At 72.7% G+C, this 25,528-nt stretch carries 27 protein-coding genes; 13 read left to right on the top strand and 14 right to left on the bottom strand.

The window, feature by feature from the left end; genetic code table 11:
* Positions 1-128: 128 nt before the first annotated feature.
* Positions 129-542, bottom strand: coding sequence for an SRPBCC family protein (locus ACFY2K_RS30090; protein WP_380521884.1), 414 nt, complete (start codon positions 540-542; stop codon positions 129-131).
* Positions 543-569: 27 nt separating this feature from the next.
* Positions 570-959, bottom strand: a complete 390-nt coding sequence (locus tag ACFY2K_RS30085; protein ID WP_387715608.1) for a VOC family protein — start codon at positions 957-959, stop codon at positions 570-572.
* A 128-nt stretch (positions 960-1,087) separates the two neighbouring features.
* Between ACFY2K_RS30085 and ACFY2K_RS30080 the strand changes: the two genes are divergently transcribed.
* The gene (locus ACFY2K_RS30080) at positions 1,088-1,915 is read left to right on the top strand and encodes a helix-turn-helix transcriptional regulator (protein WP_387715605.1); all 828 of its coding nucleotides are present in this window, start codon (positions 1,088-1,090) and stop codon (positions 1,913-1,915) included.
* On the opposite strand, the gene ACFY2K_RS30075 is transcribed toward ACFY2K_RS30080, so the two are convergent.
* Entirely contained in the window at positions 1,905-2,099 is a 195-nt protein-coding gene (locus ACFY2K_RS30075) for a DUF397 domain-containing protein (RefSeq protein ID WP_380590698.1), read from the bottom strand. The genes ACFY2K_RS30080 and ACFY2K_RS30075 overlap by 11 nt on opposite strands.
* 2 nt (positions 2,100-2,101) lie before the next feature.
* A complete protein-coding gene (locus tag ACFY2K_RS30070) occupies positions 2,102-2,971 on the bottom strand; it encodes a helix-turn-helix domain-containing protein (RefSeq protein ID WP_380521876.1) in 870 nt (289 codons plus the stop codon).
* Positions 2,972-3,113: 142 nt separating this feature from the next.
* On the opposite strand from ACFY2K_RS30070, the gene ACFY2K_RS30065 reads away from it, so the two are divergent.
* From ACFY2K_RS30065 to ACFY2K_RS30050, 4 genes are all read left to right on the top strand, one after another.
* Positions 3,114-3,491 (top strand): ATP-binding protein, encoded by a 378-nt coding sequence (locus ACFY2K_RS30065; RefSeq protein ID WP_375888510.1) that lies wholly within the window; start codon positions 3,114-3,116, stop codon positions 3,489-3,491.
* Positions 3,488-3,733: a hypothetical protein gene (locus ACFY2K_RS30060; RefSeq protein WP_375888509.1), complete on the top strand. Its 246-nt coding sequence runs from the start codon at positions 3,488-3,490 to the stop codon at positions 3,731-3,733. Before ACFY2K_RS30065 ends, ACFY2K_RS30060 begins: the two co-directional genes overlap by 4 nt.
* A gap of 103 nt (positions 3,734-3,836) precedes the next feature.
* The gene (locus ACFY2K_RS30055) at positions 3,837-4,295 is read left to right on the top strand and encodes a MarR family winged helix-turn-helix transcriptional regulator (RefSeq protein WP_380638894.1); all 459 of its coding nucleotides are present in this window, start codon (positions 3,837-3,839) and stop codon (positions 4,293-4,295) included.
* Between the two features lie 46 nt (positions 4,296-4,341).
* Complete coding sequence (locus tag ACFY2K_RS30050; protein WP_387715600.1) at positions 4,342-4,869, top strand: hypothetical protein; 528 nt, start codon at positions 4,342-4,344, stop codon at positions 4,867-4,869.
* 56 nt (positions 4,870-4,925) lie between these two features.
* Here the strand turns inward: ACFY2K_RS30050 and ACFY2K_RS30045 are convergent, their stop codons facing one another.
* From ACFY2K_RS30045 to ACFY2K_RS30030, 4 genes are all read right to left on the bottom strand, one after another.
* On the bottom strand, positions 4,926-5,540 hold the full coding sequence (locus ACFY2K_RS30045) for a hypothetical protein (protein WP_387715597.1): 615 nt from the start codon (positions 5,538-5,540) through the stop codon (positions 4,926-4,928).
* A gap of 72 nt (positions 5,541-5,612) precedes the next feature.
* Positions 5,613-6,173: a GNAT family N-acetyltransferase gene (locus tag ACFY2K_RS30040; RefSeq protein WP_380638890.1), complete on the bottom strand. Its 561-nt coding sequence runs from the start codon at positions 6,171-6,173 to the stop codon at positions 5,613-5,615.
* Positions 6,174-6,288: 115 nt separating this feature from the next.
* Entirely contained in the window at positions 6,289-6,849 is a 561-nt protein-coding gene (locus tag ACFY2K_RS30035) for an NIPSNAP family protein (protein WP_380521866.1), read from the bottom strand.
* Positions 6,846-7,364 carry a hypothetical protein gene (locus tag ACFY2K_RS30030; protein WP_380638888.1) on the bottom strand — a complete coding sequence of 173 codons (519 nt, stop codon included), beginning with the start codon at positions 7,362-7,364 and terminating at the stop codon, positions 6,846-6,848. The genes ACFY2K_RS30035 and ACFY2K_RS30030 overlap by 4 nt, the downstream gene beginning before the upstream one ends.
* Positions 7,365-7,420: 56 nt before the next feature.
* Between ACFY2K_RS30030 and ACFY2K_RS30025 the strand changes: the two genes are divergently transcribed.
* Positions 7,421-8,365, top strand: a complete 945-nt coding sequence (locus tag ACFY2K_RS30025; RefSeq protein WP_380638886.1) for a helix-turn-helix transcriptional regulator — start codon at positions 7,421-7,423, stop codon at positions 8,363-8,365.
* Between the two features lie 64 nt (positions 8,366-8,429).
* Here ACFY2K_RS30025 and ACFY2K_RS30020 read toward each other — a convergent pair whose 3' ends face one another.
* Complete coding sequence (locus ACFY2K_RS30020; RefSeq protein ID WP_375888879.1) at positions 8,430-8,627, bottom strand: DUF397 domain-containing protein; 198 nt, start codon at positions 8,625-8,627, stop codon at positions 8,430-8,432.
* A gap of 198 nt (positions 8,628-8,825) precedes the next feature.
* Here ACFY2K_RS30020 and ACFY2K_RS30015 point away from each other — a divergent pair, with 198 nt between their 5' ends.
* Genes ACFY2K_RS30015 through ACFY2K_RS30005 form a run of 3 tightly spaced genes read left to right on the top strand, consistent with a single transcriptional unit; the run spans position 8,826 to position 15,479 of the window.
* Positions 8,826-10,493 (top strand): TIR-like protein FxsC, encoded by a 1,668-nt coding sequence (locus ACFY2K_RS30015; protein ID WP_387715590.1) that lies wholly within the window; start codon positions 8,826-8,828, stop codon positions 10,491-10,493.
* Complete coding sequence (fxsT, locus tag ACFY2K_RS30010; RefSeq protein WP_387715587.1) at positions 10,490-14,488, top strand: FxSxx-COOH system tetratricopeptide repeat protein; 3,999 nt, start codon at positions 10,490-10,492, stop codon at positions 14,486-14,488. The genes ACFY2K_RS30015 and fxsT overlap by 4 nt, the downstream gene beginning before the upstream one ends.
* Positions 14,489-14,516: 28 nt before the next feature.
* Positions 14,517-15,479, top strand: a complete 963-nt coding sequence (locus ACFY2K_RS30005; RefSeq protein ID WP_387715584.1) for a 2-hydroxyacid dehydrogenase — start codon at positions 14,517-14,519, stop codon at positions 15,477-15,479.
* A gap of 6 nt (positions 15,480-15,485) precedes the next feature.
* On the opposite strand, the gene ACFY2K_RS30000 is transcribed toward ACFY2K_RS30005, so the two are convergent.
* From ACFY2K_RS30000 to ACFY2K_RS29990, 3 genes are all read right to left on the bottom strand, one after another.
* Positions 15,486-16,340, bottom strand: coding sequence for an alpha/beta fold hydrolase (locus ACFY2K_RS30000; protein ID WP_375889199.1), 855 nt, complete (start codon positions 16,338-16,340; stop codon positions 15,486-15,488).
* Positions 16,341-16,362: 22 nt separating this feature from the next.
* Positions 16,363-17,262, bottom strand: coding sequence for a DUF4231 domain-containing protein (locus ACFY2K_RS29995; RefSeq protein WP_387715581.1), 900 nt, complete (start codon positions 17,260-17,262; stop codon positions 16,363-16,365).
* Positions 17,263-17,455: 193 nt separating this feature from the next.
* Entirely contained in the window at positions 17,456-18,220 is a 765-nt protein-coding gene (locus ACFY2K_RS29990) for an SIS domain-containing protein (RefSeq protein ID WP_375888891.1), read from the bottom strand.
* 220 nt (positions 18,221-18,440) lie between these two features.
* On the opposite strand from ACFY2K_RS29990, the gene ACFY2K_RS29985 reads away from it, so the two are divergent.
* A complete protein-coding gene (locus ACFY2K_RS29985; protein WP_375888894.1) occupies positions 18,441-19,139 on the top strand; it encodes a metal-dependent transcriptional regulator in 699 nt (232 codons plus the stop codon).
* Positions 19,140-19,582: 443 nt separating this feature from the next.
* Here the strand turns inward: ACFY2K_RS29985 and ACFY2K_RS29980 are convergent, their stop codons facing one another.
* A complete protein-coding gene (locus ACFY2K_RS29980; protein WP_375888897.1) occupies positions 19,583-20,287 on the bottom strand; it encodes a bifunctional DNA primase/polymerase in 705 nt (234 codons plus the stop codon).
* 305 nt (positions 20,288-20,592) lie between these two features.
* Between ACFY2K_RS29980 and ACFY2K_RS29975 the strand changes: the two genes are divergently transcribed.
* Positions 20,593-21,969, top strand: coding sequence for a transcriptional regulator (locus ACFY2K_RS29975; protein WP_380399140.1), 1,377 nt, complete (start codon positions 20,593-20,595; stop codon positions 21,967-21,969).
* A gap of 164 nt (positions 21,970-22,133) precedes the next feature.
* The gene (locus ACFY2K_RS29970) at positions 22,134-23,327 is read left to right on the top strand and encodes a hypothetical protein (protein ID WP_380638882.1); all 1,194 of its coding nucleotides are present in this window, start codon (positions 22,134-22,136) and stop codon (positions 23,325-23,327) included.
* A gap of 109 nt (positions 23,328-23,436) precedes the next feature.
* Here ACFY2K_RS29970 and ACFY2K_RS29965 read toward each other — a convergent pair whose 3' ends face one another.
* The gene (locus ACFY2K_RS29965; protein WP_380521847.1) at positions 23,437-24,738 is read right to left on the bottom strand and encodes an ABC transporter substrate-binding protein; all 1,302 of its coding nucleotides are present in this window, start codon (positions 24,736-24,738) and stop codon (positions 23,437-23,439) included.
* Positions 24,739-24,913: 175 nt separating this feature from the next.
* On the opposite strand from ACFY2K_RS29965, the gene ACFY2K_RS29960 reads away from it, so the two are divergent.
* Positions 24,914-25,429, top strand: coding sequence for a hypothetical protein (locus ACFY2K_RS29960; RefSeq protein ID WP_375888906.1), 516 nt, complete (start codon positions 24,914-24,916; stop codon positions 25,427-25,429).
* Positions 25,430-25,528 lie beyond the last annotated feature (99 nt).

The raw sequence follows: 25,528 nt of genomic DNA, 5'->3' as shown, positions 1-25,528 counted from the left end.
GCCCGGCCGCTACGGGATCCTGGAACCGAGTCCGTGCCGCGCCAGTGAAAGCCGGACAGTTGGGGGGATTCCCCTACCGAACACCCTCTCAGAGCCGTCGAGGGTATGTCGCGGGCATGCCGCGGGCGTCAGGAAGCGAGGGCGGCGGCCTCCAGGGTCCGGCGGATCACCCGGATTCCCTGGTCGACCATCGCGGCGATGGGCTCCGCCAGGCCGTGCGGCTGCACGTCGGTGACCCAGACGAAGCGGCTGCGACCGCCGGGTTCGGCGAACACCTGCATGGAGGCGTGGTGGTGGGCGACGTCCATGGAGCCGCCGACCACCGAGTAGGCGATGCGCCGGAGGTCGTCGTCGAGCGAGACGATCAGCTCGTGTACCACCGTGCCGTCCGCGAAGGTCACCACCCGGACATCCCCCTCGACCCGGGTGTCGACCACGAACGCGGGGGCGAGCCGGTGATGGACCTCGCCCCAGTCGCGGATCGCCGCCCAGATCCCCGCGGGGTCGGCCTCGATCAGGACCTCTCGGTGCACGGTTGCCATGGGGGTACTCCTTGTCTGGGGGGACAGTCAGTTGGCGGTGGGCGCGGTGGCCGTCAGGGCCGGGACCAGGCAGAAGGGGTGGCCCTGGGGGTCGGTGAGGACGACCCACCGGCCCTCGCCCGGCTGGAACTCCGGCCGGGACGCGCTGAGAGCGAGCAGCGCCTCGACCGCGCCCTCCAGGTCGGCGACGGCGAAGTCGAGGTGCAGGTGCTTGCTCCCCTCGGGCCACTGCGGCGCCTGGTAGCCCTCGACGCGGACGAAGGCCAGGCCGGACCCTGTGCTGCCCGCGCCGATGGAGGCGAAGTCCTGGTCGCTGTAGGTGAGTTCCCAGTCGGTGGCGTGCTGGTAGAAGGCGGCGAGCGCCACCGGGTCGGCGCAGTCGACGACCACGGTGGTGAGCTGTGCGAGAACGGGCATGTGCGGACTCCAGAATCGTGAACGACCGGAAGCCTTACGGGCTTCGATGAGGAGCCTCGCCCAGCAGCCCCGCCCCGGTCTTGAACATCCTTGCGCGGCTGTCAGACCCGGTGCGTAGCGTTCGAAGGGTGCTCACCGCCGACCCTGTCGCCACCCGCCCCGGCTTCGCCATCAGCGCGGTGTCCTGCCGGTCCGACCACACCCGCTGGTCCGCGCCGGAGGTACGGGCCGACTACCGGGTGGTGCTGGTACGCCGTGGAAGGTTCCGCAGAACGGCCGGCGGCGCGCCCGCCGACATCGACACGGCCCTCGGCTACGTGGGCGTCCCGGGCGAGGAGGAGAGCTTCGCCCACCCCGCCGGGGGCGACACCTGCACGTCGATCAGCGTGGCGCCGCACCTGTGGCGCTCCCTGGCCGGGGACGTGGCGGAACCGACCGCACAGACGCTCTATACGGACCCGAAGCTCGACCTGGCCCACCGGCGCCTGCTCGCCGCCGGTCGGTCGGAGGACATCGACTACGCGCTCGCCGAGGAGCTGGTGGGGCTGCTGTCGACGGCCATCGGCCGCACCGTCGCCGGGCGGACCTTGGTGGGCGACGCGGCAGCCGAGCGCGACCGGAGCCTCGTCGCGGCCGCCCGCGAGGCGATCGCCGAAGCGGACCCGGCCGCGGGGACGCTGTTCGGACTGGCCGAGTCGCTCGGAGTATCCCCCTACCGCCTGAGCCGGGCCTTCCCGCGCCACCTCGGGGTCTCGGTGACCCACTACCGCCACCGCGTCCGCATCGGCCAAGCCCTCGACCGCCTGGAGGCCGGCGAGACCAGCATCAGCACCCTCGCCGCCGAGCTTGGTTATGCCGACCAGGCCCACCTCACCCGCACCGTGCGCCAGCACCTCGGCCACACGCCGACCGCCCTGCGGCGGCTGCTGAGCCCCGAGCCTGGGCTTAGACGGTGAAGTGGTCGAACTCGCCGGCCTTGGCGCCCTGGATCCAGGCGTTGAGCTTGGTGCGGGTGGTGGTGACGACGATGGTGGGGTCGTCCGATTCACGGAGGTAGACCAGCTCGCCGGCAGAAGCGATCTCGACGCAGTTGGTCTGGTCGTTGCTGTAGCTGGACTTCTGCCAGTTGAGCTGGTGCATGGCTATCTTCCCTGGACCTTGTAGCGGACGTGCTGGAGCAAACCCAGCGAGTCCCGCTGAGCTGGCGATGACTCGGATGTTGCCGCTGACAGGGGTGGTAGCGCCAAGCCCCTGAGCCGGTCGAACTTCCGATCAAATGTTGTCACGATCTCAGGGTCACCGATGAAGTCGCCGCCGTGCGGGTGGTCGAGTAGAACGGTGTCGAGGCGGGAGTGTGCTCCTCGGATGAGGAGGAAGGAGCTGTCGTTCGAAGCGTACGTGGTGCAGTCGAACGGGAGGATCTGGATCGTCACGTTCGGCAGTCTGCTCATCTCGATCAGATGGTTCAGCTGGTCCCGCATGACCGCTGCCCCTCCGTACATCATGTGCAGGGCTGCCTCGTGAATCACGGCGCGGTACGGGGGCGCGTTCTTGCCCGTGAGTACCCTGCTGCGCTCGCCGCGGAACTCGACCATCTTCTCGTTGTACCCCTGGATGACCTCGCTGTAGGCCTTGGTCTGCAAGAGCCCGGGGATCAGAAGGGATTCGTAGGTATCCAGGGCCGTTGCGCAGCTCTCCGCTTCGGCCAGGTCGAGCGCACTGCGCGTCGTGTGGTGCTTGAACTCGGTCCACCAGCCCTTGCCCGAGCTCTCGCTCATGGCGATGAGGCCAGCCCGGTACTCGGGGTCTGTGACCTTGCAGATGTCGAACCAGGCTTTCAAACGTTCAGTGTTGAGGCCGAGCCTGCCAGCCTCGGTGTGGCTGATGTTCGGACCTTTCACTCCCAAGGCCTCGCCGATCTCCAAGGCTGAGAGGCCTGCGGCGTCTCGAAGTCGGCGAAGTTCCTCGCCGAAGCGACGTTGGCGCTCGCTGATGCCAGTCCTGAATCCCATGAGCATGTCCTTCCCGCAACATGTGGCTACGGAAAGTGTAGAGGCATGTGCGGAGTGTGTTGCAGAGTTGAGGCAGATTCACCTACAGTTCAAAGCATGCCGTCGATCAGACGGTTCGTCAGTAGTGTTTGGGAGACTCCCCATGTGTGACCCCAACCTCAACTCCCCCTCCCTCCTCGTGTCCCGCGAGCTGTTGCGCGAGGCCATGGCGCGCGCCGGGTACGACCTCTCGGCGATCGCGGACGCCGAAGTCGCCCTCGCCGAACTGATCGTGAACGCCTGGAGGCACGGCCGGACCCCCTCGCCGGCCGTCGTCATCTCCGTCGAGTCCCGCACCCTCCGGGTCGACGTGGCCGACCTCAGCCCCCTCCTCCCCGCCCGCCGCAAGCCCACCGAACTCTCCGAGTCCGGCCGTGGATTGCAGCTGGTGGAAGGCCTCACTCACCGATGGGGCGCCGAGCCGCAGAAGACGGGCAAGCGGGTCTGGTTCGAGCTGTCGCAGGACGGTGGCGCCGCGTGAACGCCCTCCACCCCATCCATCCGGCCGATCCGGCGATCCACCACCTCACCGGCCCGCAGCTCACCGAACTCATCGTGGAACTCCGGACCGAGGGGCGCGAGTTCGGCATCCTCTGGCCGTCCGCCAAGCCGGGCGAGACCGTCCTGAACGGCCGGGTGCTCGTCGACCTGGGCAACGTTCCCGCCAGTACCGTGATCAACCTCCTGGCGCTGCTGCGCGAGTTCAAGCGACACCGGAGCTGAGTGCCAAGTTTGCTACCGCTGGAAAGGAGCTTGACCTCAAGTCGGCTTCACCTCCTAGCGTCGGTCCTGCCGCAGTGATCGACGCGAAGGGGAGGGATCGGCCGTGGAGTACTCGCACAGCGATGCCGAATTGATCAAGCAGCCCATCGGCTACTGGAGTTGGGCCGCGTACAAGGCCGTCGTCAACCGCACCCGTGGGGCGCTGGCCGAGTTCGGCACCACGCAGCCGCAGTGGTGGGTGCTCGCCCAGCTCGCCCGGGCCGAGGAGCCGAGGACCCGCGACGAGGTCTCCGCCGTGCTGCGCGACTACCTCGACACCGGACAGGACGCTCTCGGTGCCGAGATCGACGCGACCGTCGAGCGCGGCTGGGTCGCCGAGTCCGCCGGGGGCCGGCTCGTACTGACCTCCGAGGGGCGGGAGTTCTTCGACCGGCTCGCCGCTCTCCAGGACGAGCTGTGGGCCGAGCGCCACGCGGACATCTCCGACGAGGAGTACCTGACCACGCTGAAAGTCCTGCAGCGGTTCGTCCACAACACGGGCGGGCAGGCCTGGCACCACTGAGCGCAGGGGGGTCGGACTGTCCGACCCCGTTCCTAGGATCGGCGCCATGCCCGATGCCTTCACCGTCCTGTGGACCCACGACACCTGCCGTTCCCTCCGCAAGGGGGGCCGGGTGGGTGAGCGTCCGCCCGTCGCCTACAGCGGGGTGCACCAGTCGCTGCCCGCCTGGTCGACGGCCAAGGCCGGGGACGAGGTGTACGCGCTGCACGTCAACCGGTGCGAGGTGTTCGTCGTCAGCCGGATGCGGATCGTCGACCGGGAGCGCGGCGAGTGCTGCGGCGCGGCCCGAGCGACCTGGCAGGACCCGGCCTTCCCGGGGCACGACGCCTGGTGGATGCTCGGTGCGGGCGGCTGCGGGGCCGAGGCCGTCCACGTGGAGGGGACGCCCGTGCGCTTCGACCAGCGGATACCGGGGGAACTCCTCGGGCAGCTCACCTGGCGCAACCAGCGGGGAAAGGTGCGGGGGTTGAAGTACTTGGTGGACGGGCGCCTCGAACGCTCCGTCAGCCTCCAGGGCTTCTACCGGCTGACCCCCGAGTCGGCCGACGAGCTCGCGGAGCTCGTCGGCCCGTGAGCCGGACCGCTGTGCACGGGAAGTCGGACCGGCCGACTTCCCGCGCACAGCGGCGATCAGGGGCCGACCCGCCCGGCGAGGTTCAGGGCCACCGCGATGTGGCTGTACCCGGGGAGGGACGACCCGACGGCCTTCTCGAAGCGGACGACGTCCGCGATCCCGAGCTTCTCCCCGCCGGGGAGGGTCCGGTTCGAGGTCCACAGGAGCAGCCGCAGTTGCTCGTTCTCCGCGCCGAGCATCGCCGCCGAGGGCTCCAACGGCTTGCCGTTGGCGGCCCGCCACTCGGCGACCTCGGCCCAGAAGGCGGCCACGGTGTCCCAGCAGACCGCGGCCCGGGGGCCGAGCAGGAGCCGGGTCTCCGCAGGAGAGCGGAACACGTCCAGGCTGTGGGAGGCGAGGTTCTGGAGATTCTCCAGGAAGGTGACGGCGAACGCGTACTCGGCCTCGTCCGCCAGCAGCTCCTCGATCAGCGCCAGGACCTCGGCCGTCCCGCCGTGATCCCGCCGGGCGACCCGGAAGGCGACCTGCCGGCAGACGTCCAGGTCCTCGTCGGCGTCCACCGAACGCGGGTCGACACCCGCGAGGTCGAGCAGTCGTGCCGACCGTCCGACCGGCCGTCGGCGCCAGGGGAAACGCATGGTGTTCCTCTCCGCCGAGGCGGTGGTGGGCATGATCGTCAGTGCCGGGGAAGCATGGCACGGTGTTCCACGCGGGCTGCGGGCGGGAGGGCCCAGGGGGAGTCGTCAGCGGCGCTGCTGCCACTCGGCGCGAGTGAGCTCGTACTCGACCTCGCCGTGTTCGGAGCCGGGGATCGCGTCCGGCCAGTCGCCGGTGAAGTTCCGCAGGAACGTCAGGCCGGACTTCTCCATCACGCGCCGGGAGCGGGAGTTGACCGTCATGGTGTTCGCGGTGACCCGCTCCACGCCGAGCTCGGTGAAGCCCTTGTCGATCAGCGCCCGTGAGCCCTCGGTGGCGTAACCCTTGCCCCAGGAGGCCTGGTTGAGCCGGTAGCCGAGCTCGACGACGGCGGGGTCGTGGTCGTCGAGCGGGCGGAACTCGAACCAGCCGAGGAAGGTGCCGGTGGCCTTCTCCTCGGCGGCCCAGAAGCCGCGGGTGCCGGAGCACGGGTGGTCGTGGAGGAGCCGGGGGAGGACCTTCGCCTCGACCGTTTCCCGGCGGGTCGGCTCGCCGCCGTTGATGAAGCGCATGACCTCGGGGTCGTTGTCCAGCGCGAGGAGGTGGTCGGCGTCGGCTTCGGTGAACGGGCGCAGGACGAGCCGTTCGGTCTCAAGGAATACATGCATGGCGCGATCCTGTCCGCCCGCGAACGAGTGTGCCACCGGATATCCGGCGGCCCACCGGCCGGCGCAGGAAGTCGGACGGGCCGACTTCCTGCGTGCAGCCGCCAGCGGTCAGCTGCTAGCCGGTCACCGGGGCCAGACGGAGGTGGTGGTGGGGCCAGGGGGGCGGCTCCGCCGCCGGGCCGAACCAGACCCGGACGTCCTCGCCGGTGCGGACGGGGAGGGCGGGGAAGTCGTTCTCGGCGTGTTCGGTGCGGTGCAGGGCGTGTTCCGGGGCGAGGTGCCGGGCGGCGTACGCGTCGAAGACCTCGAAGGCGGCCGGGTCGGGGTGGCAGACGGTGGCGAGCACCTCGCGGGCGCCGGGCGGCGGCAGGAACCCCGGGCCGCGCAGCAGCAGGACGTCGTCGCTGTCGACCATCGTCGCGTTGGCCGCGTCGCGGTGGGCCCGCCAGACCGGGCCGAAGTAGAAGGCCTCCAGGGCCCGGCGGCGCGCGGCCATGTCGGGGAAGGCGCGCAGCCAGACGAAGCGGTCCGGGTGGTCCAGGTCGCGGAAGCGGCCGCCGAGGGTGATGCCGACGGCCTCCTGCCCGGTCACGAACTCCCGCTCGAAGAGCTCGATCAGGGTGTCCCGGGCGCCGGGGTGCAGGGTGTACCGGCGCAGTTCGACGACGAGGCTCATGCGGCGAGCCCCTTGAACGCCCCGCCGGTACGGGTGAAGTCCATCGTCCAGTTGAGCTCCCAGCTGCGGCCGCCGTCGGCGGAGAACTCCTGCTCCCAGCGGGCGGCGTCCGGGCCGAGGCGGTACCAGGTGAAGTGCACCCGGATCGGGCGGCCGCCGTAGGTGTCGTCGCCGTGGAAGTCGCCGCGGTCGCCGGTGAAGCCGCCGGTCACCGGCGGGTCGAGCCGGCCGGTGCGGCTGTCGGACCAGAAGATCGACCACTGCCGCGCCTCCCGGTCGTACAGGCGCAGGGTGGCGCCCCGGCGGCCGAGGGTGGGGAAGGCGATCTCGTCGATGTTGCCCGCGCCCCCGAACAGTGGCCGGACCACGGACTCGCCGGGGAACTCCTCCCAGCCGATGCCGCTGCCGATGTCGCTGCCGATGTCGCTGTCGCCACCGCTGAGCGGGGCGGTGAGGCGGCGGTTGGCCACCTGCCAGGTGCCGTGCAGGAAGTCGAAGTCGTTCGTGCCGTTCATGTGCCGCAGGCTAGGAGCGGTCCACTGACATCCACTGTCAGTGGATACTGCTGGGTATGCGCGCGAGCCGACTGGTCACCCTGCTCCTGCTGCTCCAGAACCGGGGCCGGATGACCGCCCGGGAGTTGGCGCAGGAGCTGGAGGTGTCCGTCCGGACGGTCTACCGGGACGTGGAGGCGCTGGCCGCCGCCGGGATCCCGCTGTACGGCGAGGCCGGGCACGAGGGCGGCTACCGGCTGGTCGACGGCTACCGGACCCGCCTCACCGGGCTGACCGCCGAGGAGGCCCAGGCCGCGTTCCTCGCCGCGCTCCCGGGCACCGCCGCCGACCTCGGCCTCGGCGGGGCCCTCGCCACCGCCCAGCTCAAGCTGCGGGCCGCGCTGCCCGCGGAGCTGCGCGAGCACGCCGGGCGGATCCAGGAGCGCTTCCTGCTGGACGCGCCCGGCTGGTACGGCCGCGCGGACGAGACCCCGCACCTGGCGGCCGTCGCCGCGGCGGTGTGGGCGCGCCGGGCGGTGGTGCTGCGGTACCGGCGGTGGCGGGCGCCGGAGGAGATCGAGCGGCGGGTGGAGCCGTACGGGCTGGTGCTCAAGGCGGGCCGCTGGTACCTGGTGGCCGGCGGGCCGTCCGGGACGCGGACCTACCGGGTCGACCAGGTCATCGAAATGCGGCCGCTGCCGGAGGAGTTCTCCGTGCCGGAGGGCTTCGACCTGCCGGCGTACTGGCAGGCCCACCTGGCGGACTTCCGGGCCCGGCTGCACACCGGGGAGGCGTTGGTGCGGCTGACCCCGGAGGGTGCCAGGCGGCTCGGCGTGCCGCCGGGGGAGGGCGGCTGGACGCAGGCCCGGGTGCCGATCGAGTCGGTCGACCACGCGCACGGGGAGTTCCTGCGGCTGGGCGCCGACATCGAGGTGCTGGAACCGGCCGAACTGCGCGAGCGGATCGCGGGGACGGTCCGGGCGCTGGCCGCCCGCTACGGGAGCGCCGATTCCGGGAGGTGAGGGCCCAGGGCCGCCCGGAGCCGCCCGGAACCGCTCAGGGCCGCCCGTAGCCGCTCAGAGCTGCTCAGAGCCCGACGAAGTGGTCGAACTCGCCGTCCTTGGCGCCCAGGATCCAGGCGTTGAGCTTGACCCGGGTGGTGGTGACGACCAGGTCGGGGCGGTCGGACTCGCGGATGTAGACGAGCTCCCCGGCGGAGGCGATCTCCAGGTACCTGGCCTCCCCGGCGCTGAAACTCGACCGCTGCCAGTTGAGCTGGTCCATGCGTGCTCCTCCTGATCGTTCGCCACAGCCGCAACGAGGGTACTGCTCCACGCAAGAGGGCAGCGGCACCGTTTCGGTCATGTCAATTCGTGCGGGTCGCTGTGCTATTCCATTGGGGTGTCAGTCGTTCCTACACTGAGACCCCGCCGCACGGGGGCTGCGGGAGCCAGGTTGCCGACGGGCCCGGGGGAGGCACGTGTGACTGACCGGGGCTGGGACGAGGACGAAGCCCGGCCGTACTTCTTCCTCTCCTACGCGCACACGCCGAAGTCCGGTGCGCGGGGCGCCGGCGACCCGAACCACTGGGTGCGCCAGCTGTACCGGGACCTCTGCGAGGCGGTGCTCCAACTGACCACCGTCCCGGCCGGGGTGCCGGTCGGATTCATGGACGAGTCCATGCACCAGGGCGAGTTGTGGGCCGAGCGGCTGTCCGAGGAGCTGGCGACCTGTCGGGTCTTCGTGCCGCTGTACTCACCCCGGTACTTCAACAGCGTTCCGTGCGGCCAGGAGTGGCACGCCTTCACCCGCCGCCCGGTCTACCCGGCGACCATGGAGGTGGAGCGCACCAGTGGCATCGTCCCGGTGCTGTGGGCGCCGATGAGCCGCTACCGGCTGCCCCAGGTGGCCGGCGAACTCCAGTTCAACCACGCGGGGTTCGGGCCCGACTACGCCACCGAGGGCCTGTACGCGCTGATGAAGCTCAGCTACTTCCGGGCCGCCTACGAACTGGCCGTGCACCGGCTGGCCGCGCGGATCGTCCAGGTGGCGGAGGAGACGGTGATCCCGGTCGGGCGGCGGCTGGAGTTCAACGGGCTGCCCAGCGCGTTCAACGTGTCCGCCCCGACCAAGCAGCTGCGGATCTCCGTACTCACCTACCACCAGGGCGAGTTGCCGCAGGACCGCAACCCCGACTTCTACGGCGCCCGGCGCACCGACTGGCACCCGTACCGGCCGGCCGGCTCGCCCATCGCGCAGCACGCCGTACGGCTGGCACGGCAGTTGGGGTTCCAGCCGACCGTGCACGAGTTCGACGACGAGGTGGAGTCCATCATCGAGGGCAACGCCGAGGCCCCCGGACTGCTGCTGCTGGACCGGTGGGCGCTGCGCGACCCGCGCCGCCGGGAGCTGGTCCGCCGCTTCGACCGCTCCGACGCCACCTGGGTCAGCGTCCTGGAACCGTGGAACACCGAGGACCGGGAGTGCCTCGAACGGGACGGCGAGTTCAGCGGGCTGAGCGACCAGACGCTGCGCAAGACCCGGCGGGCCGGGCGCCCGAGCTTCCTCGGCGTCACCGGCCCGACCGGGCTGAACAGCCTGGAGGACTTCGACGACGCGCTGCCCCGCGCCGCGATGAAGGCCAAGTACGCCTTCGAGAGCCGGACCAGGGCCGAACCGGAGGAGCCCCCGGCGCCCCGGCCGAGCCTGCGCGAGGCCTTCCGCCGCGGCCCCGGCGGCTACGGGCCGGACGGCTTCGGCGGGCACCGCACCGAACCCTTCGGGCCGGACCCCTTCGACCGCGACCACGACCCCGACCGGGACGACCGCGACGACAGCCCTGGCCGGGACGACAGCCCCGGCCGGGACGGCCGCGCCGCGCGGGACGACTACGGCGCGCGGGACGGCTACGGCGCCGACGAGGAACGCACCGTCCGACTCTCCCGCGCGGACTACGCCGCCCCCGACCCCCGGACCGTCCCCGACCCCCGCGCCGCCCCCGAGGACCGCACCACCCGTATCACCCGCACCACCCGCACCACCCGTGACGACCGCACCGCCCGTGACAACGATCGCCCCTACCGCAACGACCGTGACGACGGCGATGACCCCGATGCTGGGATGGCGCCCTTGGGAGGACCGCACCGATGAGTGACAACACCACCAGGAACCTGCGCCTCGGCGCCGCCGAACTGGCCGCCACCCGCGAGGCCGCCCGGCAGGCCGCCGAGCAGGACCGCCAGGGCCGGATCATCACCTTCTACTCCTACAAGGGCGGCACCGGCCGCACCATGGCCCTCGCCAACACCGCGTGGATCCTCGCCGCCAACGGCTTCCGGGTGCTCACCGTCGACTGGGACCTGGAGGCGCCCGGCCTCGCCAAGTTCTTCCACCCCTTCCTGGACCCGGCCTCGCTGGCCGGCACCACCGGGATGATGGACCTGATCGCCGAGTACCGCGAGGAGGCGCTGCGCCCGGTCGAGCACGCCGAGGGCTGGCACCTGGACTTCGCCCGGGTGCACCCGCACGCCCTCTCGCTCTCCTGGCCGCACTTCCCGGCCGGCGGCAGCCTGGACTTCCTCTCCGCCGGCCAGTTCAACCGGGACTACTCCGAGGCCGTCACCCACCTCGACTGGGACATCTTCTACGACCGCTTCGACGGCGGGCAGTTCTTCGACGCGCTCAAGGCCGACATGGCCAAGCGTTACGACTACGTGCTGATCGACTCCCGCACCGGCCTGTCCGACATCGCCGAGATCTGCACCGTGCAGATGCCCGACGACCTGGTGGTCTGCTTCACCCTCAGCGACCAGTCCATCGACGGCGCCTCCCGGATCGCCCAGCACATCCACGACCGCTACCGCGACCGCGGCATCCGCATCCTGCCCGTCCCGATGCGCATCGACGAGGGCGAGAAGGAGAAGGCCGACGCCGGCCGCGCCCTGGCCCGGGTCCGCTTCGACGGCCTGCCCGCCGGCCTGGGCAGCGAGGAACTCGCCGGCTACTGGGGCTCGGTGGAGATCCCGTACCGGCCGTTCTACGCCTACGAGGAGATCCTCGCCACCTTCGGCGACCAGACCGGCACCCCCACCTCGATGCTGGCCGCCTGCGAGCGCCTCACCTCGATGATCACCGAGGGCCGGGCCGCCGGCCTGCCGCCGATGGACGAGGAGGTGCGGCTGCGCTACGTGGACGCCTTCACCCGCCGCCGCCCGTCCGTGCCCGCCGACCTCTACCTGTCCTACGTGCCCGAGGACCGGATGTGGGCGGACTGGATCGAGTCCGTGCTGACCAGGGCCGGCTTCCGGGTGCTGCCGCGCGACCTCAGCGCCGGCACCGACCCGCGCGAGGAGACCGAGCGCGGCATCGACTCCGCCTACCGCACGGTCGCCGTCCTCTCGCCCGCCTACCAGCGCTCCCCGCAGGCCCGGGCGCTGTGGGAGTCGGTGGTCAACTCCGACCCCTCCGGCACCCGGCGCCAGCTGCTGCCGGTGCGCGTCGGCGACGTCCGGCTCACCGCGCCGTTCAGCAACCGCAACCCGGTCGACCTGGTCGGCCGCGACGAGAACCAGTCCATCCAGAGCCTGCTGCGCGCCCTCGGCCGCGGCGACGCCGTGCTCGACGACGCCCCGGCCGGCGGCCCGCGCTTCCCCGGCAGCAAGCCCTCGGTGTGGGACGTCCCGCCGCGCAACCCCTCCTTCACCGGCCGCGCCGCCGTCCTGGAGCAGCTGCGCAACCAGCTGCGCGGCGGCATGGCGGCCGTGCTGCCCACCCCGCAGACCCTGTACGGGCTCGGCGGCGTCGGCAAGACCCAGGTCGCGCTGGAGTACGCCCACCGCTTCATGTCCGACTACGACCTGGTCTGGTGGATCGACGCCGAGCAGACCGAACTGGTCGCCCCGGCCCTCGCCGAACTCGCCCGCCGCCTCGGCCTGCGGGTCGGCGACTCCGTCACCGAGGCCGCCGAGGCCGCCCGGGAGGCGCTGCGCCGCGGCGTACCCACCTCGCGCTGGCTGCTGATCTTCGACAACGCCGACGAGCCCTCCGAGATCCGCCGGTTCTTCCCCGGCGGCTCCGGCCACATCCTGGTCACCTCCCGCAACCAGGCCTGGACCGGGCACGCCGAGGCGCTGGAGGTCGACGTCTTCACCCGCGGCGAGAGCGTCGAGCACCTGTGCCGGCGCGCCCGCAGCCTCTCCCGCGCGGACGCCGACCGGGTCGCCGAGGCCGTCGGCGACCTGCCGCTAGCCGTCGAGGTGGCCGCCGCCTGGCTGGACACCACCGGCACCCCGGTGGAGACCTACGTCGCCCAGCTGCACGCCGAGGCCGCCCGCGCCCTCGCCGTCGACCACCCCACCGACTACCCCACCCCGGTCGCCGCGACCTGGAACGTCTCCATCGGCCGGCTGCGCCAGCAGTCCCCGGCCGCCGTCCGGCTGCTCCAGCTGTGCGCCTTCTTCGCGCCCGAGCCGATCTCGATGAACCTGTTCTACAGCGACCAGATGATCCGGGCGCTGGTGAAGTACGACGCCGACCTCAGCGACAAGTTCATGCTCGGCAAGGTCATCCAGGCGATCGGCCGGTACGCGCTGGCCAAGGTCGACGCCGGCAGCAACAGCTTCCAGGTGCACCGCCTCGTCCAGGCGGTGATCCGGGCCGGGATGACCGACGACGAGCAGGAGATCGCCGTCCACGAGGTGCACCGCATCCTCACCGGCGCCCGGCCGGTCCTCGGCGACACCGACGACCCGGCCAACTGGCCCGCCTTCGACGAGATCTGGCCGCACCTGTCGCCCTCCAAGGCGCACAACTGCGACGAGGCCGACACCCGCCAGCTGCTCATCGACCGGGTCCGCTACCTGTGGAAGCGCGGCGAACTCGACCGCGCCCGCGACCTCGGCCACGCCCTCGACGCCGAGTGGACCAGCAAGCTCGGCGAGGACGACCGGCAGACCCTGCTGCTGCGCTTCCAACTCGCCAACGTGCTGCGCTCCCAGGGCAACTACGCCGAGGCCCTGGCCCTGGACGAGGCCACCCTGGAGCGCCAGCGGGTGCTCCTCGGCGAACACCACCCGTACACCCTGATGACGGCCGGCTCGCTCGGCGCCGACCGGCGGGCGCTCGGCCGCTTCCAGGCCGCGCTCGACCTCGACCAGGAGATCCTGGAGCAGTTCCGCGAACTGTTCGGCGACGACAATCCGCGCACCCTGTCGATGGCCAACAACCTCGCCATCGACTTCCGGCTGGTCGGCAACAGCGAGGCCGCCCGCGAACTCGACCAGGAGACCCTCGACCGGCGCACCGCCGTCCTCGGCCCCAAGCACCCCTACACCCTCTCCACCAAGTCCAACCTGGCCCGCGACCTGCGCGAACTCGGCGACTACCGCGGCTCGGTGGACCTCCTCCAGGAGGTCACCTCCGACCTCGGCGACGTCCTCGACCCGGACCTCCCGGAGAACCTGCGCAACGCCAAGTCGCTGGCCGTCTCCCTGCGCCGGATCGGCCAGCTCGCCGAGGCCCGCCGGATCACCAAGGAGACCTACGAGCGCTACCTGGAGCGCTACGGCGCCGACGCCCCCGACGCGCTCGCCTGCGCGCTCAACCTGGCGGCCGACCACAGCGCCTCCGGCGACAAGGAGGCCGCCCGCGACCTCTGCTCCACCGTCTTCGAGGGCCACCGGCGGCTGTTCGGCGACGAGCACCCGTTCACCCTGGCCTGCGCCAACAACCTGGGCATCTACCTGCGCGGCAGCGGCGACGTCCAGGGCGCCATCGAGCGCGGCCGGCTCACCGTCGACGGACTGACCCGCTCGGTCGGCGCCGAGCACCCGTACACCCTCAACGCGGTGATCAACCTGGCCAACGCCTACGGCGACGACGGGCAGACCGACCTCGCAGAGGCGCTCGGCCGGGCCGCCTACTCGGGCCTGTGCGGGCGGTACTCGCCGCAGCACCCGGACGCCGTCGCCTGCGAGGCCAACCTGGCGATCACCCTGCGCTCGGCCGGCCGGCACACCCAGGCCGCCGAACTGCGCGCCCGGGCGATCTCCGAACTGATCCGGCAGTTCGGCGAGGAGCACCCCAACACCGTCTCCGCCCGCGGCTGGAAGCGGATCAACCGCGACCTGGAGCCGCAGCCGGTGTAGTCACCGGGGCGGGGTATCGTGCGCAACCATGGATACTCCGCCCCCGGTCCTGGTCACCCGGCACCCCGCGCCCGGCGTCCTGGAACGGCTCACCGACCGGTACGCCGTCACCGTGCGCGAGACCGACGAGGAGCTGGACCGGGCCGAACTGCTCGCCGCCGTCCGCGGCCGCCGGGCCGTGCTCACCACCCTCAACAACCGGGTGGACGCCGAGTTCCTGGACGCCGCCGGCCCCCAGCTGGAGATCGTCGCCAACCACGCCGTCGGCTACCACAACATCGACCTGGCGGCCTGCGCCGAACGCGGCGTCGTCGTCACCAACACCCCCGGCGTGCTCACCAACGCCACCGCCGAGACCGCCTGGGCGCTGCTGCTGGCCGCCGTCCGCCGGCTCGGCGAGGGCGAGCGGCTGCTGCGCTCCGGCACGCCGTGGACCTGGAGCCCGAACTTCCTGCTCGGCCTGGAACTGGCCGGCACCCCGCTCGGCGTGCTCGGCATGGGCCGGATCGGGCAGTCGGTGGCCCGCCGGGCCGCCGCCTTCGACATGCCGGTCGGCTACCACAACCGCCGCGCCCTGCCGCCCGAGCAGGCCCACGGCGCCGAGTGGAAGCCGCTGGAGGAACTGCTCGCCACCTCCACCGTGCTGGTCGTCACCTGCCCGTGCACCGAGGAGACCCGGCACCTGCTGGACGCCCGCCGGCTGGCCCTGCTGCCGCCCGGGGCGGTGGTGGTCAGCATGACCGCCGGCGTGGTGGACGAGGAGGCGCTGGCCGCCGCGCTGGAGTCCGGCGCGCTGTTCGCCGCCGCCGTGGACAACTTCGAGCACGAGCCGGACGTCCCGTCCGCGCTGCTCGCCCAGGAGCGCGCGGTGCTGGTCCCGCACCTGGGCAGCGCCACCGTACGGACCCGGCAGGCGATGGGAGGCCTGGCGGTGGACAACATCCTCGCGGTGCTGGGCGGCTCCGAACCACTGACCCCCGTGAAGCGCTGACCGGGGTTACCCCGCCGCCCAGGCCAGGGCCGTGGTCATCACCCGGAACGCCCCGAAGTGCGCGGCGCCGGGCTCCAGGAAGAGCTCGGCGCCGGGGACGTGGTCGGCCAGCCAGCGGGAGTGGTCCACCGGCGAGAACTGGTCGTCCGCGCCGTGCCACAGCCAGGTCGGCACCCCGATCGACCCGACGTCGAAGCCCCAGTCGGCGGTGAAGGCCAGCACGTCGTCGATCCAGCCGTCCGCGCCGTGCCGGAACGCCTCCCGGTAGTTGCTCTGCAGCATCCGGCGCAGCCCGCTGTCCGCCACCACCTCCCGGTCGGCGGGCGACAGTTCGGTGCGCAGCCCGTTCAGCAGCCGGACCGGGTCGTCCTTGATCTGACGGGAGCGGAACTCCATCGCGTCGGCGATCCGGCCGTGCCCGCGCTCCGCCTCCCGGTAGGCCCGGACGTTGGACGGGGTCATCCCCGCGTACCAGTCAAGGCCGGTCGCGTTCCGCGGCGCCAGCCCCACCAGCACCGCCACCCGGCTGACCCGCCCCGGCAGCATCGCCGCGCAGGCCAGCGCGTGCGGGCCGCCGCCGGAGCGGCCCAGCACGGCGAAGTCGCCCAGGCCCAACTCGTCGGCGATGGTGCGCACATCGGCCGCCGCGTGCGACACCCGGCGGCCGAACAGCCGGGTCGAGTCGCCGTAGCCCGGCCGGTCGTAGGAGATCAGCCGCACCCCCAGCCGGTACAGCACGGTGCTGCGCGGATGCGGCCCGACCCTGCTGCCCGGCATGCCGTGCAGCAGGAACACCGGACGGCCGCGCGGATCGCCGAGGGACTCCACGGCGAGGGCGCGACCGTCCGCCGCTTTGACCATCCGTAACGCCACGCGTTCCTCCTCAGTGCTCCCGGTCGGTGGTGGTGCGCACCTCCCGGCGGGCCTGCCAGGTGGTGTGCTCGCGGGACACCGCGTCCTCGGCGTCCCGGGCCAGCCGGGCCCAGATCTCCTCGGCGTCCATCGACTCCAGGTCCAGCCGGGCGAGTTGGAGGCGGATCAGCTCCAGCTCCTCGGCGGCCAGCCCGTACGCGGCGGCCAGCGGGCGGTACTGGCGCAGCTGCGCCCAGGCGGTGACCGAGGCGGCCACCGCCGACACCGTGCCCAGCGCGTCGTAGGTGAAGGCGCCGAGCGCCCGCAGCACCGCCAGCGCCAGGCCCAGCGCCGGCAGCAGCGCCCCCAGGACGTCCGTCCAGTAGCCGGCCCGGGCGCAGTAGCGGGCCTTGCCGCGGTACCAGTCGTGCTGCACCCGGATCCGCTCGTTCAGATACACCTCGCGGCGCACCGCCAGCGGCTGCCCGCGCAGGTCGCGCATGGCCGGGGTGATGTCCACCCCGGTCGCCGGCACCCCCACCGGGCCGCCCCGGAACGCGCCCAGCACCCGGGCGAGTTGGAAGCGGTACAGGCCCTCTGCGTCCGGCAGGCTGTGCGGCGGCGGCTGGTAGGCGTCCGCCCGGACGGCGAACTTCCAGGCCAGCGTCTTCACCGACTCGGCGGCCGCCCGGCCCTCGTACCAGAGGCCCTGCGGGTTCTGCCGACCGATCACCACCGCCAGCGCCACCGCGCCCAGGTAGGCCGCGGCGGCCGCCCAGGCCCACGGCTCGCCGTCGGCCGAGCCGGTCGCGGCCGCGACCAGCAGCAGGAGCAGCTCCCAGGCGGAGAGCAGCACCGAACGGCGCTGGCCGCGCAGCGAGGCCGCGTCGGCGGCCCAGAAGAACTCGGGCAGCAGCTCCCGCTCGCGCACCCACCCGGTCCGTCCCGCACCAGACGCCATGCTCGGCCCCCACCCGTCGCTCCGGTCCCTCCGCTCTCCTGCCCCGGGCGGGTCGCCGGTACGCCTGGCCGCGGCGGGGGCGCCGCGCAATGGCCGGGAAGGCCCGGTGGATTGTCCGGTACGCCCCGTGGTCGGACGGTTGCGAGCCGTCAACAAGGTGTCCTCAGTAGGTGTAGAGGATGCGCTCGGCGTTGTCGGCCATCTGCTTGGTGTTCCACTCGGTGCCCCCCGGGACGTTGCCGGAGCGGAACAGCGGCGGCGCGGCGGCGTCCCCGGCGGCCGCCCGGTCGGCCAGCCGGCCGACCGCGGAGGCGACCACGGCCTGCATCAGCGCGCTGGTGACGATGGTGGAGACCGGGCCGAAGGAGGTCTCGGCGCCCGGGTGGGTCAGCTCGCCGTCGCCCACCGCGACCTTGCTGTCCAGCACCACGTCGCAGTGGTCCTTGAGGTAGGTGCCGGAGGGGTGCGCCGAGGGCACCTCCTCGGGGTAGGCCAGCGAGGTCACCCCGATCACCTTCAGGCCGCGGTCCCGGGCGTACCGGGCCAGCTCGACCGGCATCACCTGGCGGCCGGAGAGCGAGATCAGGAACAGCAGGTCCCCGCTGGTCGCCGGGGTCAGGTCCAGGGTCGAGGTGGCCAGCCCGGACACCCGCTCCAGGGCGCTGGCCAGCGGCGCGGGCATCATCGTCACCCCGGCCATCCCGGGCACGTTCAGCAGGTTCATCGGGACCAGCCCGCCGGCCCGGTAGACCACGTCCTGGGCCGGCAGCGAGGAGTGCCCGGCGCCGAAGGTGAACACCCGGCGGCCCTCGGTGATCGCCTCGGCCAGCAGGGCGGCCGCCGCCTCGATGGTGTCGGACTCCTCCGCGCGGACCCGGTTCAGGTGGGCGATCGCCGCGTCGAAGTACCGGCCGACCAGGTCGTTCATCGGTTGCCTTCGCTCTCTGCCGGTGGGGGCGCCGGCCGGGTGGGGCGACCGGGACGGCCCGGACGCCAGTGGAGAAAGCTACGGCGAGCACGGTCGCGCCCCGGCGGCACCGCTGTCAACAGGAACGAAAACCGGTCCCGGAAACCCCGGGGCGGGCCCGGTTGTCGGTGCGGTACGTCAGAATTGGCGGTGAGGACACCGAAGAACGGAGCCAGCGGCGATGTCTGGGCTGATCGACACCACTGAGATGTACCTTCGCACCATCCTGGAGCTGGAGGAAGAGGGCATCGTCCCGATGCGTGCCCGGATCGCGGAGCGCCTGGAGCAGAGCGGTCCCACGGTCAGCCAGACGGTCGGCCGGATGGAGCGCGACGGGCTGCTCCAGGTCGCCGGCGACCGCCACCTCGAACTGACCGAGGAGGGCCGGCGGCTCGCGGTGCGCGTGATGCGCAAGCACCGCATCGCCGAGTGCCTGCTCGTCGACGTGATCGGCCTGGAGTGGGAGCAGGTGCACGAGGAGGCCTGCCGCTGGGAGCACGTGATGAGCGAGACGGTCGAGCGCAAGGTGCTCGCCATGCTCGGCCACCCGACCCAGTCCCCGTACGGCAACCCGATCCCGGGGCTGGACGAGCTGGGCGACACCAAGGCCGAGGGCGAGGGCTTCGACGCCGCGCTCGTCCCGCTGGACACCGTCAAGCCGGGCGAGGCCGGCGCGGACGTGGTGGTCCGCCGGATCGGCGAGCCGATCCAGACGGACAGCGAGCTGATGAGCACCCTGCGCCGGGCCGGCGTCCGGCCGGGCTCCACGATCAAGGTGGCGGCCGGCACCGGCGTCGGCGGCGTGCTCGTCGGCACCGGGGACAACGCGGCGGAGCTGGGCAAGGACATCGCCCAGCACGTCTTCGTCGCCCAGGCCTGACCCCGCCCGGCCGGGCCCGATCGCCGCGCCCCGTGCGACGGTCGGGAAGCCCCGGGTGACGATCGGGGCCCGCTGCTCCCCGTGCAGCGGGCCCTTCCCGTCCCTCCCCGGCTCCCTCCCGGTCCCCTCCTGCCCCTCCCGTTCCCTCCCGGCCCCTCCACCGCCTCGCCCGGCTTCCCCGTCCGAGCGACCCTTCCGGCGACCCCACACACCGCAATTCCTCCCCTCGGCCGATCATGGCAATCCTTGAGCGCTGTCACTCGTACGAGGGGCTTTCCCGGTTGACCAGCGGGTAGACCGAGGCCTTATCCGCACATGCGTGTGACGGGCCCCGCCTCCGGTGGGAGACAAGGCCCGTCACTCCCGCGCGTTGTGTCGCGCGGTGCACGCCCTCACCCGATCGGCGCAGGGCGGCAGGCTTCGGCCGTTCGGACGCCGGCCGTTCAGACGCCGGCCGGCTGGGCTGCCTGGAGCTGCTGGGCGGGCGCCTCGCGGCCGCAGGCGTAGGCGAGCGGACTGATCAGCTCGGCGGCGTCCGGCAGCCAGCGGTTGGACTCGGAGGGGGAGCGGGCCCACTGGGCGTAACCGGTGGAGCCGATCCGCGAGGGCGGGGCGACCGTCCAGTCCCCCTCGCCGCGGGCGACCAGGTCCAGCCGCCCGGGCGGCCAGCCGAGCTTGCGGAGCATCTCCGGCAGCTTGGCCGCGACGCCGGGCAGCACCAGGAAGTGCAGCCGCCGCCCGACCCGGCCGGGCGAGCTGGGCAGCACCACGACCGGGCCGAGCTGGAGGTCCATCCGCTCCATCCGGGCCAGCGCCAGGCACCCGGCGGTCTCCGGCACGTCCAGGACGTCGAAGGACCGGCCGGTGGGCAGCAGGATCGAGGCCTTGGGCCGTTCGGTCCACCAGCGCCGCACCGCGCCCGGCCCGGCGCTCGCCTTGCGGGCCCAGTCCGCGTCCAGCGGGTGGGCGCCCGGCTGGGGGCAGCGCTGGTCGCCGCAGGAGCAGCGGGCGGGCCCGTCGCCGTCGATCAGCCAGGCGCCGGGGGCCACCTCCCAGTGGCGGTTCTCGGCGTAGCCGACGGCTTCGATCAGCAGCGGGGGCAGGCCGGCGTTCTTGTCCTGGCCGGGGGCGTCGGGGATGTCTTCCACGGGCTGCTCAACTACCGTGCGTGAGGCTGGTTACGGCCCGGCGGGCCCCGGTCGGCCGCATCCCGGCAATGTCACCCGAACCGGTGACTCAAGCGAGTTGGGGCGGGCGGAGGCAGGCGCAGCGGGGGCGCACGGAAGCATTCCCCAGGGCGCGCGGGGGGTGCGGTTCGTCACCGTGGGTATCCCGCTGACGTTGCTGATCGCTAACCTGGTGTCAGATTCCTTGGACGGTCGGACAGTCGGCAACAGATCAGCACATCGTCGCCCGCCGGCCGGGACCGGAGGGTGTGGGGAGGCGAAGCCCAATGGCCGCGAGACCACTCGTCGCACGACAGCCCAACGAGCGCCTGCAGCAACTGATCCAGGAGGCCAGTTGCTCCAACGCCGGTCTGGCCCGCAGGGTCAACCTGTGCGGCGCGGAGCACGGACTGGACCTGCGCTACGACAAGACCTCCGTCGCCCGCTGGCTGCGCGGGCAGCAGCCGCGCGGTCAGGCGCCGGCCGTGATCGCCGAGGCGCTCGGGCGCAAGCTCGGCCGCAGCGTGTCGGTCGAGGAGATCGGCATGGCCGACGGCAAGAACCTCAGCTCCGGCATCGGGCTGCAGTTCGCGCCGACCCTGAACGCGGCCCTGGAGCAGGTGTGCGAGCTGTGGCGCAGTGACGTCGGCCGGCGGGACTTCCTCACCGGGGCGACGGTCGCCGCCTCCGCGCTGGTGGAGCCCAGCCGGGACTGGCTGATCACCCCGCCCGACCCGGTGGTGGCCCGCACCGGCGGCCCCCGGGTCGGCCCGACGGACGTGTCCGCGATCAAGGCCACCACCGCGATGCTGGTCGACCTGGACCACCGCTTCGGCAGCGGCCATGTGCGCCCGGTCGTCGTGCACTACCTCAACTCGGTGGTCTCCGGCCTGCTCGGCGGCGCCTACCGGGAGGAGACCGGGCGCCAACTCTTCGCCGCGGTGGCCCGGTTGACCGAACTGGCCGGCTACATGGCGGTGGACACCGGGCAGCCCGGGCTCGCCCAGCGCTACTACATCCAGGCCCTGCGGCTCGCCCAGGCCGCCGACGACCGCGGCTACGGCGGCTACGTGCTGGCCGCCTCGATGAGCCACCTGGCGGCCACCCTCGGCAACCCGCGGGAGATCGCCCAGCTCGCCCGTGCCGCCCAGGAGGGCGCCCGTACGGTGGCCACCCCGACGGCGATGGCGATGTTCTACGCCGCCGAGGCCCGCGGCCACGCCCTGCTCGGCGACGCCCGCTCCTGCGAGGCGGTGTCGGCGAAGGCCCTGGAGATGATGGAGAAGCGCCGCCCCGAGGACGACCCGGACTGGATCGCCCACTTCGACGACGCCTACCTCGCCGACGAACTCGCCCACTGCCACCGGGACCTCGAACAGGCCGGGCCGGCCGAGCACTACGCCCGCCGGGCGCTCGACCTGCACCCGCCGACCCGGGTCCGCCGCCGCGCGGTGGACCTCGTGCTGCTCGCCACCGCCCAGCTCCAGCAGCGCGACCTGGAACGCGCCTGCGAGACGGGCACCCAGGCGGTGCGGCTGCTCAGCGGGCTGCGCTCCAACCGGGGCGTGGAGTACCTGGACGAGTTCCGGCGTCGGCTGGAGCCCTACCGGGAGCAGCGGGTGGTGCGCGAGTTCCACGCCAGGGCGGACGCGGAGGCGGCCTGACCACCGTCTGTGCAGGGAGCGTGTGGGAATGTCCCGCCCGCGTGGTCACCCGGTGAGGCGAACCGGTAGCGTGGGCGCGACGTCCAAGGAACTGTGATGCTCCCAAGAACCGACGAGATGTGGTCCGCCGCCAGTGCGCGGTCCTGCACAGGTGAGGAATCGCGTTGAGTCAGCGCCGCTCGTACAACTCGGGTGACTTCAACCTGGACGACCTGTTCCGCCCCGAGCCCGGCCAGCCCCAGGGCCAGCCGGGCCAGCAGCAGGGCCCCACGGCCGTGCCGCCGGTGGGCCGGCCGTCCGGGCAGCCCGAGTACCTCGGCGAGGGCGCGCAGGCGCCGCCGACCCAGGCGATGCCCCCCCAGCAGCCCGCCTGGGGTGCACCGCCGCAGGCCGGTTACGGCGCCCCGCAGCAGGCCCAGCCGGCCCCCGAGACCCAGCACCTGCCGCCGTACCCGGCCGGCGACCCGCAGGGCGGCTACCCGGCGCCGCAGCCCGGCTACGGCGTCCCGCCGCAGACCGCGCCCGGCTACCAGGGCTACCCGCAGGCCACCCAGCCGCAGCACCAGCAGCAGCACCAGGCGGGCTACCCGGTGCAGGGCTACCCCCAGCCGGACGGCTACGCCACCGACGGCTATGCCACCGGCGGCTACGGGTCGGACGGCTACCGGCCCGACCAGGACGCCACCCAGGCGGGGCGCGGCGGCCGCGGCGGACGCTCCTCCAACAAGCTGGTCATCGGCGGCGTGGTCGCGGGCTTCGCGGCGGCCGGCGTGCTGGTCGCCGTGCTGATGAGCGGCGGCGACGACACCACCAAGAGCGGCCAGAAGACCGCCCCGGTCGCGGCCACCGGCGGCACCGCCACCGGCGCGGCCGGCGCGAGCGGCTCCGGCGCCGCCGCCGACCCGGAGGCCAAGGCGCAGGCGCAGCCGCTGTCCGACCTGCTGGGCACCGCGAGCGACAGCCGCAGCGCGGTGGTCTCGGCGGTCGCCTCGGTGCAGAAGTGCGACAAGCTGCCCGACTCGCAGCAGGCGCTGGCCGCCGCGGCCGGCAAGCGGCGCGAGCTGCAGACCAAGCTCGGCCAGTTGAAGACCGACAAGCTGCCCGGCGGCCAGCAGCTGGTCGAGCAGCTCAACGCGGCCTGGACGGCCTCGGCCCAGGCCGACGACGAGTACGCGGCCTGGGCGACCGACGCCCAGTCCTCCTGCGACCCGAAGAAGCCGGACACCGGCAATCAGCACTACAAGAACGCCGTGCAGGCCAGCGGCACGGCCACCACCGCGAAGAAGCAGGCCTCGACCCTGTGGAACGCGATCGCCACCCAGACCGGCCTGCCCAGCCGCGGCGACGGCGACCTGTAGCGGGACCCCCGGAACACCGGAGGGCGGGCCCGCGCGGGGCCCGTCCGTCCGTGTGCCGCACGCGGTGCGGTGCGGGGAGCGGTGCGGGGAGCGGTGCGGGGAGGAGGGATCAGGACGGGCTGCGGGCCCCGGTGAGGACCCAGCGGACGTCCACGAAGCCCGGCTGCTGCAAGGTCATCCGGCCGCCCTTGACCACCTGGTAGGTGACCCAGGTGTTGACCAGCCGGGGCGACTCGGTGCTGGGCAGCATGTTGGTGGTGCCCCAGTTCAGCGGCGGGGTGAGGCCGACGTCGATGCCCTCGCCGCTGTCCAGCAGGGCGTCGATCGACTTCGCCTCGATCGGCCTGCCGGCCGCGGCGAGCTTCTCCACCACCACCCGGAACACCTCGTAGGCGACCCAGGTGGTCTGCACGCCCGGGTCGGAGACGTCGATGGCGTTCCCGTCGGTGGCCTGGGAGCGGACCACCGCGCGCAGCCCGTCCCAGGTCTTGGCCGACTCCGGCGGGTACCAGCTGGTGACGAACGCGCCGGCCAGCGGGCCGGAGTCGCCGCCGGTGGAGTCGACCACCGACTGCTGGACGCTGCCGATCACCGAGGCGATCCGGGTGTTCTTCACGTTCTGCCGCCGGTAGGCGTCCAGCAGGTTGCTGGTCGGCTCGGCGGCCAGGGCGCTGGTGACGCAGTTGCCCGGGTCGTCCCTGCCGATCGCCTTGCGGACCACCTGGCTGTAGTCGGAGGACTGCTCGGGCGCCTTGACGTCCAGCAGTTTGATGCCGGCCGGCTTGAGCGCGTTGCCCAGGTAGCCGAGCAGGTTGTCGCCGGCCGGGGTGTCCGGGCGGATCAGCGAGACGGCCTTGCAGCCGGCGTCGACCAACTGCCGGCCGCTGCCCGCGATCAGCGCGGGCATGCCGCCGTCCACCGGGTAGGACAGCGGGCTGGAGAACTCGGGCTGGGACAGGCCGTAGCCGCCGATCAGCGGGATGCCGGCGCGCTCCAGCATCGGCATGAAGGCGTCGCCCCACTGGCTGTAGGAGCCGAGCACGGCCACCGCCTTGGCGTCCACCGCCTGCTGGGCGCAGGCCTTGGCGCCGTCGGCGGTGTTGTGCTCGTTGCAGGTGATCACGTGCAGCCGGTGGCCGCTCAGACCGCCCTTGACGTTGACGTCCCGGCCGATCGACTCGGCGAGCGCGGTCATGCCGGGACGGTCCGCGGAACCGGTGCCGGACGGGGCCCAGGTCATCACGGTCAGGTCGTCGGCGCCGGTGGAGGCTCCGGCCGGTCCGCCGCACGCGGAGGCCGAGAAGAGGGTGGGGAACAGCACCGCGGCGGTCACCGCGGCGGCGATCGGGCGGCGCGGGCGGCGTCCGCTGATCGTGGGACGGGCCCGGGACGAGTCCCTTCGGCGGGTCATCGGTCTTCCCTCTCTGGGGCGCCATCCGGCGCACCGGGGGACAGCCAAGCCCCGGAGCCACAAGCCGAGAGGGACGAAATGTGAACGCCCGGCCAACGGACGCCGAAATCCGGGGCGGTACGCGTGTAGATCGCGAGTGGAGCACGAACAGACGGGGAACGTACGATCGTTCACCATGTCCGCCAGCACAGATTCTTCGCACCGGTCCACCCGAAACCCTTCTCGTCCGGGCCACCGCTCCAGCACGATGGGCGGCATGCCGCTCAACGACCTGCCCTGGTGGCGCTGGCGAGCCCGACTCCGCTCGGCGCTGCACATGCTGTCCGACCCCGGTTTCCAGCACGAGGCCTGGCTCACCGGCCGGGAGGGCTACGGCGATGTGACCGACGCCGTCTACCGGCTGGTCGAGGACACCTGGCTGGACCGCTGGTCCGCCGAGAAGTACGTGGGCACCATCTTCCGCGACTCCGCCGAGGCCGCCCTGGTCGACGTCGCGGTGCTGCGCGCGGTCCAGATGCTGCACGAGGTCGGCGCCGACGCCCCGGCCTCCGCCTACCTCGGCCACCCCGGCTGGCCCGAGACCGTCCGGGCCGCCCGCGAGGCGCACGTCGCCCTCGCCACCGGGGACGGGGACGACCCGGACGCGACGCCCAAGTCCCTCGACGTGCTGCGCATCCTCACCCAGGTCTGAGCCGTTCCACCGGCCGGTGCCGTCCCGCAGTACGGGCAGCGGGGCGGCGGCTGTCCAGGATGTGACACGCTGGACCATTCACGCACGTCACCAGTTCAG

It is taken from the genome of Kitasatospora sp. NPDC001309 (assembly GCF_042896295.1).
Taxonomy (GTDB): domain Bacteria; phylum Actinomycetota; class Actinomycetes; order Streptomycetales; family Streptomycetaceae; genus Kitasatospora.
The sequence above is the reverse complement of the archived record's forward strand: the minus strand, read 5'-3'. Positions and strand labels throughout refer to the sequence as shown.